General features: G+C 68.7%; 16 protein-coding genes. 3 read left to right on the plus strand and 13 right to left on the minus strand.

The window, feature by feature from the left end; all coding sequences use genetic code 11:
* The first annotated feature begins 116 nt into the window (after window positions 1-116).
* Window positions 117-1,385, plus strand: coding sequence for an IS256 family transposase (locus CGU34_RS12255; protein WP_100809674.1), 1,269 nt, complete (start codon window positions 117-119; stop codon window positions 1,383-1,385).
* 340 nt (window positions 1,386-1,725) lie between these two features.
* Here CGU34_RS12255 and CGU34_RS12260 read toward each other — a convergent pair whose 3' ends face one another.
* The 6 genes from CGU34_RS12260 to CGU34_RS12285 all read right to left on the minus strand — a co-directional run bounded on the left by CGU34_RS12260 (window position 1,726) and on the right by CGU34_RS12285 (window position 9,586).
* Entirely contained in the window at window positions 1,726-2,754 is a 1,029-nt protein-coding gene (locus CGU34_RS12260) for an ATP-dependent 6-phosphofructokinase (protein WP_100814257.1), read from the minus strand.
* A gap of 212 nt (window positions 2,755-2,966) precedes the next feature.
* Window positions 2,967-5,132, minus strand: coding sequence for a DEAD/DEAH box helicase (locus CGU34_RS12265; RefSeq protein ID WP_100814258.1), 2,166 nt, complete (start codon window positions 5,130-5,132; stop codon window positions 2,967-2,969).
* Between the two features lie 230 nt (window positions 5,133-5,362).
* The gene (locus tag CGU34_RS12270) at window positions 5,363-5,995 is read right to left on the minus strand and encodes a hypothetical protein (protein WP_100814259.1); all 633 of its coding nucleotides are present in this window, start codon (window positions 5,993-5,995) and stop codon (window positions 5,363-5,365) included.
* A 75-nt stretch (window positions 5,996-6,070) separates the two neighbouring features.
* A complete protein-coding gene (locus CGU34_RS12275; protein WP_100814260.1) occupies window positions 6,071-8,392 on the minus strand; it encodes a heavy metal translocating P-type ATPase in 2,322 nt (773 codons plus the stop codon).
* Window positions 8,389-8,601 (minus strand): heavy-metal-associated domain-containing protein, encoded by a 213-nt coding sequence (locus tag CGU34_RS12280; RefSeq protein ID WP_036297263.1) that lies wholly within the window; start codon window positions 8,599-8,601, stop codon window positions 8,389-8,391. The genes CGU34_RS12275 and CGU34_RS12280 overlap by 4 nt, the downstream gene beginning before the upstream one ends.
* Window positions 8,602-8,695: 94 nt before the next feature.
* Complete coding sequence (locus CGU34_RS12285) at window positions 8,696-9,586, minus strand: glycerophosphodiester phosphodiesterase (RefSeq protein WP_100814261.1); 891 nt, start codon at window positions 9,584-9,586, stop codon at window positions 8,696-8,698.
* A gap of 125 nt (window positions 9,587-9,711) precedes the next feature.
* On the opposite strand from CGU34_RS12285, the gene deoC reads away from it, so the two are divergent.
* Window positions 9,712-10,431 (plus strand): deoxyribose-phosphate aldolase, encoded by a 720-nt coding sequence (gene deoC / locus CGU34_RS12290; RefSeq protein WP_100814262.1) that lies wholly within the window; start codon window positions 9,712-9,714, stop codon window positions 10,429-10,431.
* 29 nt (window positions 10,432-10,460) lie between these two features.
* On the opposite strand, the gene CGU34_RS12295 is transcribed toward deoC, so the two are convergent.
* From CGU34_RS12295 to CGU34_RS12315, 5 genes are read right to left on the minus strand one after another with little or no spacing between them, the layout of a single operon-like run.
* Window positions 10,461-11,456 (minus strand): bifunctional riboflavin kinase/FAD synthetase, encoded by a 996-nt coding sequence (locus CGU34_RS12295; RefSeq protein ID WP_100814263.1) that lies wholly within the window; start codon window positions 11,454-11,456, stop codon window positions 10,461-10,463.
* Window positions 11,453-11,911 (minus strand): hypothetical protein, encoded by a 459-nt coding sequence (locus tag CGU34_RS12300; protein ID WP_036297255.1) that lies wholly within the window; start codon window positions 11,909-11,911, stop codon window positions 11,453-11,455. Before CGU34_RS12300 ends, CGU34_RS12295 begins: the two co-directional genes overlap by 4 nt.
* 51 nt (window positions 11,912-11,962) lie before the next feature.
* Window positions 11,963-12,331 (minus strand): hypothetical protein, encoded by a 369-nt coding sequence (locus tag CGU34_RS12305; RefSeq protein WP_100814264.1) that lies wholly within the window; start codon window positions 12,329-12,331, stop codon window positions 11,963-11,965.
* Window positions 12,328-13,263 (minus strand): tRNA pseudouridine(55) synthase TruB, encoded by a 936-nt coding sequence (truB, locus tag CGU34_RS12310; RefSeq protein WP_036297251.1) that lies wholly within the window; start codon window positions 13,261-13,263, stop codon window positions 12,328-12,330. Before truB ends, CGU34_RS12305 begins: the two co-directional genes overlap by 4 nt.
* Entirely contained in the window at window positions 13,263-13,946 is a 684-nt protein-coding gene (locus tag CGU34_RS12315; protein WP_100814265.1) for a uridine kinase, read from the minus strand. The genes truB and CGU34_RS12315 overlap by 1 nt, the downstream gene beginning before the upstream one ends.
* Window positions 13,947-14,200: 254 nt before the next feature.
* Here CGU34_RS12315 and CGU34_RS12320 point away from each other — a divergent pair, with 254 nt between their 5' ends.
* Window positions 14,201-15,055, plus strand: coding sequence for an A/G-specific adenine glycosylase (locus CGU34_RS12320; protein ID WP_036297269.1), 855 nt, complete (start codon window positions 14,201-14,203; stop codon window positions 15,053-15,055).
* Window positions 15,056-15,058: 3 nt separating this feature from the next.
* Here CGU34_RS12320 and rbfA read toward each other — a convergent pair whose 3' ends face one another.
* Together rbfA and infB are read right to left on the minus strand one after the other, a co-directional pair.
* Entirely contained in the window at window positions 15,059-15,559 is a 501-nt protein-coding gene (gene rbfA, locus CGU34_RS12325; RefSeq protein WP_100814266.1) for a 30S ribosome-binding factor RbfA, read from the minus strand.
* A gap of 188 nt (window positions 15,560-15,747) precedes the next feature.
* Window positions 15,748-18,212, minus strand: a 2,465-nt coding sequence (gene infB, locus CGU34_RS12330) for a translation initiation factor IF-2 (RefSeq protein ID WP_100814267.1), incomplete at its 5' end; no start/stop codon positions are given.

An 18,212-nucleotide genomic window follows, 5' to 3' on the forward strand; every position in this document is an offset into this window, starting at 1 on the left:
GGGTGCGTCTCGTAGCTTGGTGTCAATTCCTGCGGGGTTCTCGTCGTCGTTGACGTAGGAGGGCCATCGTGGGATGACCAGTTGTTTCCGCCAAGAAGCAAAGAAGAGATCCCACGATGACCCAGAATCAGTCTGCCTTGACGACCCTGATCGCAGAAGTCCTCGCCGATCCTGACCTCGCCCATTCCGACGTGTTCCGTCGGATGCTGCAGGCGGGGCTGCAGGACCTTGTTGACGCGGAAGCGACCGCGAAGATCGGCGCGGCCCGTTACGAACGCACGGCGGAGCGCACCACGCGTCGCAACGGTGCTCGCGCGAAGACGCTCGCCACGCCCGCGGGGGAGGTCGACATTCAGATTCCGAAGCTGCGGGAGGGGTCGTTCTTCCCGAGCCTGCTCAGCCCACGCCGCCGTGTCGACAAGGCGCTCTACGCGGTGATCTGCCAGGCCTGGATCGACGGAGTCTCCACCCGCAAGGTCGACCAGCTCGTCCGCGCGCTGGGCAACGACACCGGCATCAGCCGGTCCACCGTCTCCCGCATCTGCTCCGAGATCGATGAGGTGGTGCACGAGTTTCTGCACCGCCGGCTCGATCACACCTGGTTCCCGTACCTGTTCCTGGACGCCACCTACCTCGACGTGCGCCACCGTGGCCGGGTTCTCTCCCAAGCCCTCATCGTCGCGACCGGGGTCAGCGGCGACGGCCGTCGGGAGATCCTCGGGATGGCTCTCGGCGACGCGGAGACGACGGACTTCTGGACCGAGTTCCTCCGCTCCCTCCGCGACCGCGGTCTGAAAGTCTCCACCGACACAGACCCGCTCGGCGTGACCCTCGTCACGTCCGACGCTCACGCCGGCATCAAAGCCGCCGTCAAAGCGATCCTCCCCGGATCGGGCTGGCAGAGATGCCGCGTCCACTTCGCTCGTAACGTCACCCAGAAGCTCGGATCGGCACGCTCCAAGCCCGTCAACGCGCTGATCTCGACGATCTTCGCGCAGACCACCCCCGAGGCCGTGATCGCCCAGTATCACCAGGTCTCCACGTCCCTCCGCGGGTCGTTCCCGGAGATCGCAGACATGCTCAATGCTGCCGAAGCAGACCTCACCGGATTCGCGCCGCTCCCGCGTGAGCATTGGCAGAAGGTCTGGTCCAACAACCCGATCGAGCGCCTCAACCGTGAGATCAAACGCCGCGCCGACGTCGTGCAGATCTTCCCCGACCGCGACTCCGTCACCCGCCTCATCGGCGCCGTCCTGCAGGAGCAGCACGAGGAATGGCAATACGGTGAACGCCGCTACCTCTCCGACATCTCCATGCGCAAACTCGTCCACACACTCCAAGACCACGCCGAGCCTGAGCGCCCCGACCTGTTCCTCACCGCCTGACCCTCACCCATCAAGGAAGCAGCCGGATTGACACCACAACACGGGACTTGACCGAGGCATCCGCACCGCTACGTGGCAGCCGCTGGGTGAACCGAGGCATCCCACGCCAGAGGCGCGTTGGGGAGGAACAACCCACCCGCGGCGGCGTAGAGGTCAAAAGTTGGGACACGCAGAGTTTGGATGTCCCACTTTCACTCGCTAAAGGGGCCTCGAAGCGAGCGAAAGTGGGACATACACCCCAGAAAACGGGACACAGACGCCAAGAAGTGGGACACGCTGGCGAGCGCGGGCGGAATGAAAAGAAGATCCGGCGCCGAGCAAGAGCCCGCGCGAGCGCAGCTCAGCCGAAGAGCGCCGCAGCCTCTTCGTAGCGGTACAGCGGCACCGTGTTGAGCTCGCCCAGCGCGTCCGCGAACGGCACCCGCACGATGTCGGTGCCCTTCAGCGAGACCATCTGCCCCCAGGCCTCGGCGACGACCGCGTCGGCGGCGTGCAGGCCGAGCCGCGTCGCGAGCACACGGTCGAAGCCCGAGGGCGAACCACCGCGCTGGATGTGGCCCAGCACGGTCGCCCGGGTCTCGATGCCCGTGATCCGCTCGATCTCGGGCGCGATGACCTCGCTGATCCCGCCGAGGCGCGGGCGGTTGAACGCGTCGAGCCCCTTGTCGCTGAAGGCCTCGTCCATGTCCTTGAGCTTGAAGCCCTCCGACACGACGACGAGCGGCGCACGGCCGCGGTCGTGTGCCTTCGAGACGAGGTCGCAGATGTCGTCCATCGTCATAGGAACTTCGGGGATCAGGATGGCGTGGGCACCGGCCGCGATACCCGCGTGCAACGCGATCCATCCCACGTGCCGCCCCATGACCTCGGCGACCATGCATCGCTGGTGCGAGTCGCCGGTCGTCCGCAACCGGTCCATCGCCTCGGAGGCGATGTTCACGGCGGTGTCGAATCCGAACGAGTAGTCCGTCGCCCGCAAGTCATTATCGATCGTCTTCGGCACGCCGATGACGTTGATGCCGTCCTTCGAGAGGCGGTCTGCCGCGGCAAGCGTGCCTTCGCCGCCGATGGCGATGATGCCGTCGAGGCGGTGCCCGTACATGGTCTTCGCAATGTTCTCGGCGCCACCGCGAGGACCCTCATACGGGTTGGTGCGCGAGGTGCCGAGGATCGTGCCGCCGACCTTCGACAGGCCCTTCACCTCGTGGCGCGTGAGGGGAAAGAAGTCCCCGTCGACCACGCCACGCCAACCGTCGCGGATCCCGACGAACTCGAGGTCGTACGCGGTCGTGCCCTTGAGCACGACGCCGCGGATGACCGCGTTCAGTCCGGGGCAGTCGCCGCCGCTGGTGAGGATGCCGATCTTCATGTCTGATCCTTGCGTTTCGGGAGGGGGATCCGGCGACGCTGCCCCCGTCACACTATCGCCGGATGCGGCGCCCTGCTACACGCGCCCTACTACACGATCCCTGCCAAACGAGCCCTGCCAAACGAGCCCTGCCAAACGAGCCCTGCCACAGGAGCGCGGCCGGACGCACGGACGGCGGAACGTCGGGCCGCGCACCCAAGCCGCGGATGTCGTTACTCGCCGCCGAGCGCCCGGCGCGTGAGGTGCATGAGCGCGCTGAGCTGCACGGAATCGCTCGAGGCGGGGTCGACAGCTTCGCCATCGAGGGCGCGCAGGGACAGCCCCTGCTTCGAGTCGATGAGCTCAGCGATCTTCGTGTCGATGGTGTGCGCCGCGATGATGCGCCAGGCGGTGACCGGCTCACCCTGTCCGATGCGGTGCACGCGGTCGATTGCCTGCGTCTGCTCGGCCGCGGTCCAGCTGAGCTCGGCGAGCACGACGTTCGACGCGGCCTGCAGGTTCAGTCCGACACCCGCGGCCGTCAGAGAACACACGGCGATGCCCACGCTCGGATCGTTGTTGAACGCGTCGATGCCGTCCTGGCGGTTCGCCGTGGTCTGATCCCCACGAATCGAGATCGTCTTGAGTCCGGCGGATGCGAAATGCGCCTCGGCGGCGTCCATGACGTCGATGTGCTTCGCGAAGAACACGACCTTGCCGACCGCGCGCTGCAGCTGCACGGCGTAGTCGGCCGCGAGGTGCGCCTTCGCTTGACCGATCTTGCGCACCATGGTGAAGACGTTCTCAGACCCCGCACCGGCAGCCTTCGACTCGTCGAGCTCGTTCTGCGCGACGAGGCGCACGATGTCGGCGTCGATGTCGTCCCCGAGAGAATTGCCCATGCCGCGGTCTCCGCGAGCGGTGACGATACGACGGTAACGATCCGCGAGGCGCTGCCCGAGCTCGCGCTCGGCGTCCCGGATCGAGCGCCCGAATTCGTCGTCGAGCTCGACGGGCAGGTCGGCGATGAGCTTGTCGGGCAGGTCGGCCGCGACATCCTTCTTCTTACGACGGACGATGCCCATCGAGATGACGGCCTCGCGCGCTTCGGGATAGAAGGCCTTGTCGGCCGGTGTCATGCCGGTCGAATCCAGCTTCTCCATGAGCTCCGGACCGGGCTTCTCGCCATTGGTCCAGCCGAGGAAGCGCCAGATCGCGTCGAAGTCCTCGACGTCGTTGATCAGCGGCGTTCCGGTCAGCGCCATGAGCAGCGGGTTGCCGCCGGGAGTCATCTCTCGGATGCGTCCCGCCAACGTCAGCACGTTCTGCGAACGCTGCGACGAGAGGTTCTTGATGAAGTGCGCCTCGTCCACGACCATGCCGCGCAGGCCGATCGAGCTGAGCCACGCGAGGTGACGGTCGAGGATCTCGTAGTTGACGATGAAAATGTCGGCGAACGCATCGAGCGTGGCGCCATCACCCTGGATGACGGTGGCACGACGGTGCGGCGTCCACCGCTCGACCTCACGCGCCCAGTTCATCTTCACGACGTTCGGCACGACCGCGAGCAGCGGGTAGGCACCGGCGACGGATGCCGCGAGAAGCGACTGCGCCGTCTTGCCGAGACCCGGCTCATCCGCGAGCAGGAAGGTGCGATGACCGTCGCGGACCGACTCGAGAAAGCGCGACTGGTGCGCCATGATCTCGCGTCCCTTCGGCGATAGCCGATCGAACTCGGGGACGGGGGGCAACTCCATCGAAGCCGCACCGCCGCCGGCACCGGTCTCGAACGCCTTGTACAGCGGGCCCATGAGTTCCCAGCCGTCGAGCCTGCGACGCGGGTTCTCTCGCCGCACGGGACGGTCGAGGTCGGGCGCGAGGAAGGGGTTGGCGAGCTGCCGCGCCTCGATCGCCGGCGGCACGACCTGCTTCTCGGCGAGCGCGGGCGGCACGACGGGGGCGAGCACGGGCGCCGCGTCCGTGATGATGAGCTCGTCGGGCGCGAGTTCGGCACCCGACTCGAGCAGCCAGTCACGGCGCATGCGACGGGCAACGGGCGACGTCGCCTGGTCGACCTCGAGCAGCTGAATGAGGGATGTGTCCCGCGCGGCGGTCTTCGCCAGGATGGTCGCGACGCCGTCGAGGCGCTTGAGCGACTCGGACCGCACCGCATCCGGAACCGTCGTGTCGTTCTTGACCCGCGCGCGCTCTTCGCGCACCAGGAATGCGATCACCTGGAACTTGACGCGGTTGGTCGGTCCCAGCTTGCCGCGCTGCGCCTTCGCCTCGACCTCGCGCACCTTGCGCGCGAGGATCGGGATCAAAGGCGCGTCGTCGTCGCGACGTGCGGACGACTGCTTGCGGCGCCTGTGCAGCTGTGGCTGTGCCGTGCTCGGCATGCTCCTCCTGAGCGTGTGCACCGGAAGACCCGGTGTGATCTCCAGCGCGAGGCTGGCGAGCTGATGAAACCCCGTGGGCGGCTGGTGGGCCGTGACAGACACGGGCGAGAAAAGCGGGGACGAAGCGTGAAGCGGATGCCTCGGCACGAGCGTCGCAGCGCGGTTCCTCCCCCGTATTCTACGGCATCCGGGCCGTGCTCGTGCGTCCGAAGCGTCAACCGCGCCGACGGTCACCCCCACAGCGTCGCGACGACATCCTCCGTGTAGCCCTGCGGCCCGAAGTTGATCCAGCGCGTGGACACCCAGCCGTTCGCCCGGAAGTAGTGGGTCTCTCCGAACGCGTTCTCTTCGTCGGTCCGCTGGATCCGGCAGGCCGTGCCGTCCTCGAAGTCTTCGCACGCGAAGCCGCGATCTGGCAATGAGTCGATAACCGTCTGGGCTTGACTCGCATCAACGATCGTGACATTCGTGGCCAGACCATACGAAGAGGGCAATCCCCACGAGCAGCGGAGCGTCTGAGCGCCGGATGCCAGAACCTCGAGCGCTTCGACGACCTCCGTGGAGTCCATCGTGACGCCGGGATCGTTCAGAGGCGGATTGTCGGCCTGCAGCAACGACAGCATCTCCGCCGAGTAGATGTCTTCGCAGCTCGCCGGGATGGAGATGTCGGCGACGGGCTCCGGGCTGGGCGTCTCCGATGCGTCGGGCGTCTCGCCGAGGGTCGTGATCTCGGGCGTCGGGTCACCCGTGCTCGTCGATGTCGGGGCGGGGTCCGCCGTGCAGCCGGCGAGCGCGACCGCGCTCAAGACCACCAGGGCCAGCGCACCTCGACGGATCAACGAAACGTAGCGGTCCGGGCGCATGGCATCCTCTCAGCGCAGGTGATGTTTCACCAATGTACCGCCGCGAAGGACGCGGAAAGGACCGGATGCCTCGCCTCAGCGTACGGAACGCAGGCGCAGGCTGTTCAGAACGACGAAGACGCTGGAGAACGCCATCGCCAAGCCCGCGATCATCGGGTTCAGCAGACCCGACGCCGCGAGCGGGATCGCCGCGACGTTGTACCCGAACGCCCAGAAGAGGTTGCCCCTGATCGTCCGCATGGTGCGGCGAGCAAGCCGGAGCGCCGTGACGATCGACTCGGGGTCGTTGCGGACGAGGGTGATGTCGCTGGCGTGCATCGCGGCATCCGTCCCGCCCCCCATCGCGATTCCGAGATCTGCCGCGGCGAGAGCGGCGGCATCGTTCACGCCGTCGCCGACCATCGCCACCCGGCGCCCGGCCGCCCGACGCCGCTCCACCTCGGCCAGCTTCCCCTCGGGCAACACCCCGGCCACGACCTCGTCGATACCGACGCGGGCCGCAACCGCGCGCGCCGCGCCCGTACCATCGCCCGTGAGCAGAACCACGTCGATCCCCTGCTCGCGCAGGCTCGCCACGGCCGCCGACGCACCCTCCCGTACGTCGTCACCGACGGCGAAGACGGCTCGAGCAACGGGCGCGCCGGATGCGTCCGCCCAACCGACCACGACGAGCGAGCTGCCATCCGCACGCTCGAGGGCACGCTCGAGATCGGCGGGCAGCGCAGCCACTTGCTCGACGGCGAAGGCGGGACTGCCCGCGAAGGCATGCACGCCATCCACGATGCCGGTCACCCCCCGGCCCGCGTGACTGCGGAAGTCGTCCACCGCGACAGCTGTGGTGGCTGCGCCGGACGACACACCGAACGACGCGATGGCGCGGGCGATCGGATGCTCCGACCTGCCCTCGAGCGCGGACGCAACCCGCAGCACGTCGCCGCGGCGGTCGTCTCGCGCCACAACGACCTCGCGGACCGTCATGGCACCGGTCGTGAGCGTGCCGGTCTTGTCGATCAGCACGGTGTCGATGCGGTTCGCGGACTCGATCGCCTCGGGTCCCGTGATGAGCACGCCCAGCTGGGCACCACGGCCCGTGCCCACGAGGATCGCGACGGGTGTGGCGAGGCCGAGCGCGCACGGGCAGGCGATGATCAAGACCGCGACGGCGGCGGTGAAGCCCGAGGCGAGCGGCTGGCCGAGCGCAACCCACGCAAGGAGCGTCAGGATGGCGAGCACGACCACGATCGGCACGAAGATGCCCGAGATCCGATCGGCCAGTCGCTGCACGCGGCTCTTACCTGCCTGCGCGTCCTCCACGAGGCGTGCGATGTGCGCGAGGCGGGTGTCGGCACCGACCGAGACGGCGCGAACCAGCAGTCGCCCATCGACGGCGACGGTGCCACCGGTGACTTCACCACCCGTGCCGACCTCGATCGGGACGGACTCGCCCGTCAACATCGAGGCATCCACCGCCGCTCGCCCCTCGGCGACGATCCCGTCCGTCGCGATCGTTTCGCCCGGACGCACGATGAACGTGTCGTCGACCCGCAACCGGTCGACGGGGATACGCCGACCGCTCTCGAGTTCGACGTCTTTTGCGCCGAGGTCCATGAGCGACCGCAGCGCGGCACCCGCCCGGCGCCGCGAGCGCTGCTCGATGTAGCGACCGAGCAGGAGGAACACGGTGACCGCCGCGGCGACCTCGAAGTAGACGAGTGCTGTCGAGTCATGGACGGGACCGAAGAGCACGACGTCGTGCCGTAGCCCGATCTGCCCTGCGTTGCCGAAGAACAACGCCCACACGCTCCACAGGTAGGCGGCCATCGTGCCGAGGGTGATCAAGGTGTCCATCGTGGCTGCGCCGTGCCGTGCGGCTGCGAACGCGGCGCGGTGGAACGGCCAGCCACCCCAGAACACGATCGGGGTGGCGAGCACGAGCGACACCCATTGCCAACCCGCGAACTGCCACGCCGGAACCATCCCGAGCACGACGACCGGCAGGGCGAGCGCGGCGCTGACGATCAGACGGGTCGCGAGCCGGGTGTGGCCGGGAATGTCTTCCGCATCGTGCTGGTGCCCTCCCTGCTCATCCGAATCGTGCGGACCGTGCGCGTCACCGGTGCCCCGTTCGTCATGCAGGTGCGAGTCGGCCGAACTCGCATGGGGAACCGGTCGAACACGTGCGGTGTACCCGGCTTCGGCGACCGCAGCCACCAGCCGGGCGTCATCGACATCCGCCGACACCTGCACTCGCGCGGATTCGGTGGCCAGATTCACGGATGCCGAGACGCCCTCGACCTTTTCGAGGCGCTTCTCGACGCGCGCAACACAGCTGGCGCACGTCATGCCCTCGATCTCGAGGGTCGCCTCCCGGTACGGGGCGGGAATGGCGGAGGTCATGCTCGCCCCGCGAGCGTGTATCCCGCCTCGACCACGGCGGCCGACAGGCGCGGTTCGGAAATCTCGTCGACCGACTCGACGGCGACGGTCGCTGCAGACAGATCGACCGTCGCGGTCTCGACGTCAGCGAGCGCTGAAACTTCTTGCTCGACCGAGCGGGCGCAGTGCCCGCAGGTCATGCCTTCCACACGGTAGGTGCGAATCGTCATCCGGATGCCTCCTCGCCCGCCATCGTCGACGGTGCTCTGTTCGTCAACCAGAATACCCCCCTGGGGTATTCCCGCGCGGGGCGAGCGGAGTCGATCAGGAGGAGGTCAGCCACGTGGCGAGCATCTCGGGCCGATCCGTGACGATCCCGTCCACGCCGAGATCGACGGCGTCGCGCCACTCGCGATCCTCATTGAACGTGTAGACCACGACACGGAGACCCGCAGCGTGCAGCTCGTCGACGATCTCGGGGCGCGCGATCACGGCGCTGCCCTTCGCCAGCACACCTCGCACCCCGAGTGCGCGCGCGGCCTGCACGACGTCCTTCGGAAGCGTGCGCAGGATGGCGAGGCGCGAAACGACCTCCGACTCCGTCGCCACCAACGCGAGGGTGCGGGCGTCGAAGCTCGCCGCGGCGACCCTCCGCTCGAGGCCGCGCGCCTCGATCTGGGCGACCAGGTGCGCCACCGCAAAGGGAGTCCACTCCCCCTTCAGCTCGATCAGCGCTCGGGTCTCGGAGGCGGCGAGAATGTCGAGGAATTCTTCGGCCAGCGGCACCGGCGTGCCCACGAACGCCGTGCCGAACCATCCGCCCGCGTCGAGGGATCGAACGTATGCCAGCGGAAGATCTGCGAGCCGGCCCGAACCATTCGTCGTCCGATCGACCGTGGCGTCGTGCATGAGCACGGCCGCGCCGTCGGCGGTCAGTGCCACATCGACCTCGACGTAGTCGAACCCCGCCGCTATCGCCGCAAGAACCCCCGGCAGAGTGTTCTCCGGCGCGCTGTGGGCGTCGCCGCGATGGCTCGCGACGAACGCTGGCTGGCCGGGGTCGCGGGTTGCGCCCATCAGCTCTCGCGCCGAGACCGGGGCGGGCGATGCGCCCAGAAAGGCAACCGTGAGGCTCATCGCGGCCAGCACGGCGACAACGATCAGCGGGCCGGCGCTGCGAGTGGCAGCGCGCCCGTGTGCGACGGTTTCGGACATCGTCGATCCTTCGAGACAATCGCGTCGTCGTTGACGCGTGAGCCCACTGTAGACCCTGCCGTTATCGTTTCGTTACAGCCAACGGCCCGGGGCGCCCGGCGGCAGCGGCGCGTACGCTGGAAAGCATGCCCCTCGACATCACCGAGGCCGCCCTCGCGGCCACCCTTGATCACGCGATCCTCAAGCCCGAATTCACGCGCGCCGACGTCGACGCCGAGCTGGAGACAGCCGCACTCTGGCGTGTATTCAGCGTCTGCGTGCGCCCGTCCGACATCCCGTACGCCGTCGCACGACTCGAGGGCACCGGCGTCGCGGTCGGCACCGTCATCGGGTTCCCGCACGGCACCACCTCGACCGCGGCGAAGGTGGCCGAGGCCCGCCAGGCGATCGCCGACGGCGCGACCGAGCTCGACATGGTCGTGAACATCGGATGGCTGCGCTCCAACCTCGATGACGAGGTCACCGCGGACATCGCCGCCGTCGTCGAGGCCGCTGGCGACCTGATCACAAAGGTCATCCTCGAGACCTCCCTCCTCGACGACGAGCAGATCGCCCGGGGAAGCCGCCTGACCGAAGCCGGAGGCGCCGACTTCGTCAAGACGTCGACCGGATTCGCCGGCGGCGGTGCGACCGTTCCCCACGTCGAGCTCATGCGCGCGAGCGTCGGCCCCGACGTACAGGTCAAGGCATCCGGCGGCGTCCGTGGCCTCGACACGGCTCTCGAGATGCTGGACGCCGGTGCGACACGCCTGGGCACGAGCGCGAGCGCGACCATCCTCGGCGAACTTCGCGCCCGGCTGAGCGGGAGCGGGACGAGCGCCGCGATCGACGAGTTGTCGTACTGACGCCCGCCGCCGATCGGTACGAGCTGCGCTCAGCCGCGCCGCTTCACGTCTGACGCAGAGGGCGCCGCCAGCAGGATCTCGCGGGACCGCTCGACGTCGTCCGCCATCTGATCTTTGAGCGCTTCGACTCCGGCGAAAGCGGACATCCCCCGAAGTCGTGCGACGAACTGCACCTCGACGACGTGCCCGTAGAGGTCCAGCTCGGTCTCGTCGAGGACGTACGCCTCGACCTGCCTGCGATGAACGTCGTCGAAGGTCGGGTTGTCGCCGACCGAAATGGCGGCGGGGTAGCGCACTCGGGTGCCCGGCTGGCTCGCCGCGACGCCGTCGATCAGCCACCCCGCGTACACCCCGTCACGGGGCACGAGTCCTTGTGCGGCGGCCTCGAGGTTTGCGGTTGGGTAGCCGAGCTCACGCCCGCGCTTCGCACCGTGCACGACCTCTCCCCAAACGGCGGGCGGACGGCCGAGCAGCTGAGCCGCCGTCGCGACATCGCCCGTGGCGAGCAGTTCGCGAATCCACGTGGACGACACGCGCCGACCGCTCGGCGCGCTCCGCACGTCGGGCAGCTCGTCGACCGTGAACCCGTACCGCTCCCCCAGCTCGCGCAGAAGCGCGGGTGTGCCAGCTCCGTCACGGCCGAACCGGAAGTCTTCGCCGATGAGAACGGAGCGTGCGTGCAGTGAATCCACCAGGACGCGGCGGACGAAGTCCTCGGGTTCTTCCGAGGCGAGCTTCTCGTTGAACTCGAGCATGAGCGTGGCATCGATCCCGGTCGACGCGAGCAGGGCCGCCTTCTGCTGCGGGGCGACGAGCGCCGGGGGCAGTTTCGCGGGGTTCAGCAGAGCGAGCGGATGCCGGTCGAACGTGACGACGGCCGACCGTGCACCCAGACCCGCCGCGTCCACGAGCATCTTCTGCAGAACCGCGCGATGTCCCGCATGCACGCCGTCGAACTTGCCGATGGCGACAACGGTCGGCCCGAAGTCATCGGGCACATCGTCCGGCGAGCGGAAGAGGATCATTTCCGCGCCCCGGCAACGGCGGATGTCTCGGCGTGCGACTCGTCGGCGCCCGAGACGGGAGGATGGGTCCGCAGCCACCACAGGCCGACGAACGGCAGGACGAGCGGGATGAACAGGTAGCCGTAGCCGAACACAGACCAGACGGTGTGGTGCTGGAAGACGTCGGGGATCACGAGGCTGAGGGTGCCGACGACGAGCACCCCGAGCAGCTCGAACGTGATCGCGACCCAGGCCACGATGTACCAGTGGCGCGTCCCCGCGAACACGAGCGCGAGCGTCGCCAGGAGATAGACCGCGGCCGCCAACCCCGACAGCGAATACGCCACCGGCGCCTCGTCGAAGCGCTGCGCGATCTGCACGAACGAGCGCCCGAGGGCCGCAAGCGCCATGATGGCGTACACCGCGACCAGCACACGTCCGATGCCGGTCATCCGTCGGCGCGCAGGAGAACTCATAACCCGTCAATCTTACGGCGGTCCTCCACCCGTGCGAGGCGCCGGCGTCGTTCAGCCGATCGGTGCGGTCCAGATGACCTGCATACGCCAGACCATGACAGCGATGGACAGGGCCACGACTCCCATGATCACGGTGCTCCAGCGGCTGCGCTCCAGCAGTGCCCAGGCGACGCCGGCCGCGGGCAGGAGCGCGGCGGACACCAGATAAACCCAGAATTCCAGCGCACTGCCCGTGGGCGGGTTGCCGACGACGGGCGCGACGATAGAGACGACGACCTGCGCGATCAGCAGCAGTTCGATGAGAGCGAGTGAGCCGACGGTCCCGTCGCTGGGTCGACGACCCGCGAGGCCCGCCACCACGCAGAAGAGTCCGGCCGCAACCGCCACAACGACCTGCACGATCGTGAACCACAGGATCATCGCGCTCCCCCATTCTCGGCCGCACCCTCGGCCGCGGCACCGGTCGGCAGGTTCATCAGGCTCTTGAGATCGTCGCCGCGCCGACCGACGATTCCGATGAGCTCCCCGGCCGGATCGATCGCGGCGGCCTGCTCGCCCATGATGCGGCCGGCAGCGCCCGTCAGACGCTGACCATGGCGCAGAGCGGATGCCTCGGCATCCGTCACCTCGATGCCCCCGAGCACCCGCATGGCGACATCGGCGGACGACAGCAGCGGCTCTATCGCGATCGCCTCGGGCACCACAGCATCGGCGATGTCGAACGGCCCGACGCGGGTGCGCCGGAGCGCCGTGAGGTGTCCCCCGACGCCGAGCGCCGTCCCCAGGTCGCGCGCGAGCGCACGGATGTAGGTGCCGCTCGAGCAGTCGACAACCACGTCGAGGTCCACCGCTTGGTCGGTGCGTCGCACAGCAAGCACGTCGAACCGCGACACGGTCACGTCACGCGAGGCGAGCACGACCTGCTCCCCCGCGCGAGCGAGGTCGTAGGCGCGGCGCCCGCCGACCTTGATGGCCGAAACCGTGCTCGGGACCTGCGAGATGCGTCCCCTGAGCGCAGCGATGTGGGCGTGGATGGCCTCGGTATCGACCGCGGCGAGCACCGCCGGGTCGGCACGCGAGACGATCTCGCCGTCTGAGTCGTCCGAGTCCGTGGCTGCCCCCAGCCGAATCGTCGCCTCGTAGGTCTTGTCGAGCCCGACGAGATAGGTCAGCAGCCGCGTTGCCGAATCCACCCCCAGCACCAGCAGCCCGGTCGCGAGGGGGTCGAGTGTCCCGGCGTGGCCGATCTTGCGCGTGCCGAGGGCTTTGCGAGCGCGCGCGACGACGTCATGGCTCGTCATCCCGCCCGGCTTGTCGACGAGCAGGATTCCGGGTCCGTGCGCGCTGACCATCAGCAGAAGTCGGCGTACATGCGCCGCGGATGCTCAGGGTCGGTGTTGTCGACGATGACGGACGCGGCACGCGAGGGAGCCGCCTCGCGCCGGTACAGTTCCTGACCGGCGCGGTACCGCCGATTCGCGGGTGCCATCGGGTCGGGATCGGACCCGTCCCGCTGTGCCATGCGCTCCGTCGCGACGTCGATGGGTACCTCGAGCCACACCGACCAGTGCCAGAGGCCCCGCAGTGTCGGCCGGTGCAAGAAGATTCCGTCGACGATCAGCACGGCGTCCTCGGGCCCCGTCACCCAGCGAGCCTCGGCGGGTACGTCGCGGGCGACATCCCAGGCTGCGAGCTGAAAACCGGTCGAGGGCATCGTGGCGCCGTCGCGGAAGGGATCGATCAGGACGCGGCGCAGCGTCGCCTCGTCGTACGAGTCGAGGTAGAACCCCTCCGGCGAGTCCCGGCCGCGTGCGTAGCGTTCTGCTCGAGGTCTGTGGAAGCCGTCGACCGAGGCACGGAAGACGGATGCCCCGTCCTCGGCGAACACGTCGGCAAGTCCGTCGGCGAAGACCGTCTTGCCCGCACCGTCGATGCCGTCCACCGCGATGATCACTCGACCGGCTCGGTACGTCCGGCGCAGCTCGTCGCGGAGCTCCCGCAGCAGGGTTGTGCGGGGCGTGACGGGCAGGCGCATCCCCTCAGCCTACGGCGCGCGCGGGCGCCCCCGCCTCCTGGGCTCCGTCATCCGTCTGTGCCGGACAGAACTCCGGACGAATCGCCTCACAGGCCCGCGGATCGACCGATTCCGGCCCTCAAAACCGCTTTCTTCCGGAGTCGTGTCCGCCTGCGCCACCACACCGGCGGCGCAGCCGTTCATCGCCCCAGCCTCGTAGGCTGGAACCCGTGCCCGCATCCGTCCGTCCCGAAGCGGTCAACGAGGTCGAATGGGTGCCCGAGCTGATCGACTGGTACACCGCGACCGCGCGCGAGCTGCCCTGGCGGCGCACCGGTTTCGGGGCGTGGGGGGTGCTTGTCAGCGAGTTCATGCTGCAGCAGACCCCCGTGAACAGAGTCGTGCCGCTTCTCGAGGCGTGGCTTGAGCGCTGGCCGACCCCGGCGGCATTGGCAGCGGATGCTCCGGCCGAAGCCGTCCGGCAATGGGCGAACCTCGGCTATCCCCGTCGCGCCCTCTGGCTGCACCGGGCGGCCATCGAGATCACCGACCGCCACGGCGGGGTCGTGCCCGCGGACGTCGACGCACTCCTCGCGTTGACCGGGATCGGCGACTACACCGCCCGGGCCATCGCGGTCTTCGCCTACGGCCTGCGCGAACCGGTCGTCGACACCAACACCCGACGCGTCCTCGCGCGTGTCGTGGCGGGGCGCTCCCAGCCCGGCGCCGCCCATCGGCGCGATCTCGACGACATGCGTGCCGTGTTGCCCGACGATGTCGCGCGCTCCACGATCGTCAATGCGGCGGCGATGGAGCTCGGCGCGGTCGTGTGCACGGCGCGCTCACCCCGCTGTGACTCGTGCCCCATCGCTCGATCCTGCGCCTGGCGCGCGCTGGGCTACCCCGACACCGGCGATACCCGCCCGCGCCAGGGGCGCTACGAGGGCAGCGACCGGCAGACGCGGGGGGCGATCCTGCGCGTGCTCCGCCAGGCGGACGGCCCCGTTCCCCTCGACGGCATCATCCCGGACTGGCCGGAGCCCGGGCAACGTGATCGCGCGATCGATTCACTCGTCACGGACGGCCTGGCCGAGGCATCCGATGGTCTGCTGCGCCTGCCCGGAGCCTGAGGCCTACTTGTCGAGTTCGGCGGCGTCCTCGTCGAGGTCCTCGTCCTCGGGCTCGATCTCGGCCTCGTCGAGCTCACCGTCGGAATCCTCGCGCGGCTTGACGTAGGGGTCGGCGTCGCCCGCGTATGTCGCGGACGCGGCAATCCCTGCCACGGCGGCGTCACGCTCCCGCGCCTCACGGAGGAGCGCCGAGATCGCATCGGCGTTGTCGGGCAGGGCGTCCTGGATGAACTCCAGCGACGGGGTCAGCCGCGTGTTGAGGTGCTTGCCCATCTCGGAGCGCAGCATGCCGGTCGCCGAGGCCAGGGCCTTCGCGCTGTCGGCGCGCTCTTCGTCGGACCCGAGGACCGTGTAGAAGACGCTCGCGTGCTGCAGATCGCCCGTCACACGGACATCGGTGATGGTGACGAACCCGAGGCGGGGGTCGCGCAGACCCTTCTCGAGCCGCTCCGCGAGGACGACCTTGATGCGGTCGGCGAGTCGTGCCGCTCTCTCACTGCCCATGTTCCTGCTTCTTTCTTCTCACGAACCCTCGCCGTGCGGGGGCTCCCGACCGGCGAACGACGAAGGTTCCGGATGTCGGTGGCGCAAGCATCGGGGCACAAGCCCCGCTTTGCTGGAGCCACCGGCATCCGGAACCAGAGCCGATGGGGGCGCGGGCGACATCCTCGTCCGCACCCCTGAATGACGGATCAGCCGCGCGGCTTCTCCACCATCTCGGTCGTCTCGATCTCGTCGCCGATCTGGATGTCGTTGAACTTACCGAGTCCGATACCGGCCTCGTAGTCCGTGCGCACCTCGGTGACGTCGTCCTTGAAGCGACGCAGCGACTCGATGGCGAGACCATCGGCGATGACGACGCCGTCGCGGATGACGCGCGCCTTGGCGTTTCGAGTGATGGTTCCGCTGCGGACGATGACACCGGCGATGTTTCCGAACTTGGAAGAACGGAACACCTCGCGGATCTCGGCCACACCCGACTGCTTCTCTTCGAACTCCGGCTTGAGCATGCCCGTGAGGGACTGCTCGACGTCGTCGATCGCGTTGTAGATGACGGAGTAGAACCGCACGTCGACACCTTCGCGAGCGGCGCGCTCGCGCGCCTTCGCGTCGGGCCGGACGTTGAACCCGATGACGATCGCGTTGTCGATCGTCGCGAGGTTGATGTCGGACTCGGTGACCGCACCCACACCGCGGTGGATGATGCGCAGCTGCACCGAATCGTCGACCTCGATCTTGAGGAGCGACTCTTCGAGGGCCTCGACGGCACCCGAAACGTCACCCTTGATGATGAGGTTGAGCGATTCGACCTTGCCCTCTTGCAGCGCACGGGTGAAGTCCTCGAGCGAGATGCGCTTGCGCGCCTTCGCCAGCGCCGCGTTGCGCTCGGCCGCTTCACGCTTTTCAGCGATCTGGCGGGCGAGGCGGTCTTCCTCGGTGACGATGAAGGTGTCACCGGCGCGGGGCACGGAGTTCAGACCCTGAACCTGCACGGGACGCGACGGGAAAGCCTCGAGTACGGGCTCGCCGTTCTCGTCCGCCATCGCACGCACGCGGCCGTAAGCCGTGCCCGCCACGATCGCGTCGCCCACCCGGAGCGTTCCGGACTGGATGAGCACGGTGGCGACCGAGCCGCGGCCCTTGTCGAGCTTCGCTTCGATCGCGACACCACGGGCAGCCTTGTTCGGGTTGGCCGTGAGGTCGAGACCGGCGTCAGCGGTAAGGAGAACTGCGTCGAGCAGCGCCTGGATGTTCTTGCCGTCACGGGCCGAGACATCCACGAACTGCACGTCTCCGCCGTACTCCTCGGCGACGAGGCCGTATTCGGTGAGCTGCTGACGAACCTTGGCCGGGTTGGCGTCGGGCTTGTCCACCTTGTTGACCGCGACCACGATCGGGACGCCGGCGGCCTGGGCGTGGTTGAGCGCCTCGACCGTCTGCGGCATGATGCCGTCGTCCGCCGCGACCACGAGGATCGCGATGTCGGTCACCTGCGCACCACGTGCACGCATGGCGGTGAACGCCTCGTGACCCGGAGTGTCGATGAAGGTGATGGCGCGCTCGATGCCCTCGTGCTCGGTCCACACCTGGTAGGCACCGATGTGCTGCGTGATGCCGCCCGCCTCGCCTGCGACGACGTTGGCGTTGCGGATCGCGTCGAGCAGTCGGGTCTTACCGTGGTCGACGTGACCCATGACGGTGACCACGGGGGGACGGATCTCGAGGTCATCCTCGTTCTCGTCCTCGAGCTCCTGATCGAGGTCGAGACCGAAGCTCTCGAGGAGCTCCTTGTCTTCGTCCTCAGGGGAGACCATCTGGATCTTGTAACCCAGCTCGGCACCCAGGACCTCGAACGTGGCCTCGTCGAGCGATTCGGTCGCGGTCGCCATCTCGCCCAGGTTGAACAGGATGGTGACGAGCGTGCCGGGTTGAACGGTATAGCCGGTGATGTTCTCGATCTTGTCGGCGAAGTCCGAGATCGATGCGCCGCGACGCATCCGGATGATCTCGCCGTTACCGCGCGAGACGTTGATGCCACCGACGACCGGGGCATCCCTCATCTCGAATTCCTGGCGCTTGGCCCTGCGCGACTTACGCTGCTTGGACTTGCCGCCGCCCTTGCCGAACGCGCCGGCCGTGCCACCACCGGGGCCACGGCCGCGACCGCCGCCACCACCGGGACGACCGGGGAAGCCACCGCCGGGTGCACCGCCTCCGGGAGCACCGGGTCGGAACCCTCCGCCACCAGCACCTCCGGGACGACCGGGACCGCCGGGACGCTGCTGGAACGGTGCGCCACCCGGACGACCGGGACCGCCGGGACGACCGGGACCGCCGGGTCGAGGCGCGCCGAGACGCGGGGCGCCCGGGCGCGGCGCCTGCGGGCGCGGGATGTTGCCGGGCGTCGGGGACGGGCGCTGGCCCATGCCCTGCGCGCTGGCGAAGGGGTTGTTGCCCGGGCGCGGACCGGCGGGCCGCTGCCCCATGCCCTGCGCGCTCGCGAACGGGTTGTTGCCCGGACGCGGGGCACCACCGGGACGCGGGGGCGTCGAAGCGTCACCGGATGCCTCGGCCGCGGGTGCTGCCGGAGTCGCACCTGTTGCGGGCGCGTCGGCCGAGGCCGCGGGAGCCTGGGCGGCGGGCGCCTCAGGCGCTG

Origin of the sequence: Microbacterium lacus, assembly GCF_002812805.1 — a bacterium.
Classification (GTDB): domain Bacteria; phylum Actinomycetota; class Actinomycetes; order Actinomycetales; family Microbacteriaceae; genus Microbacterium; species Microbacterium lacus_A.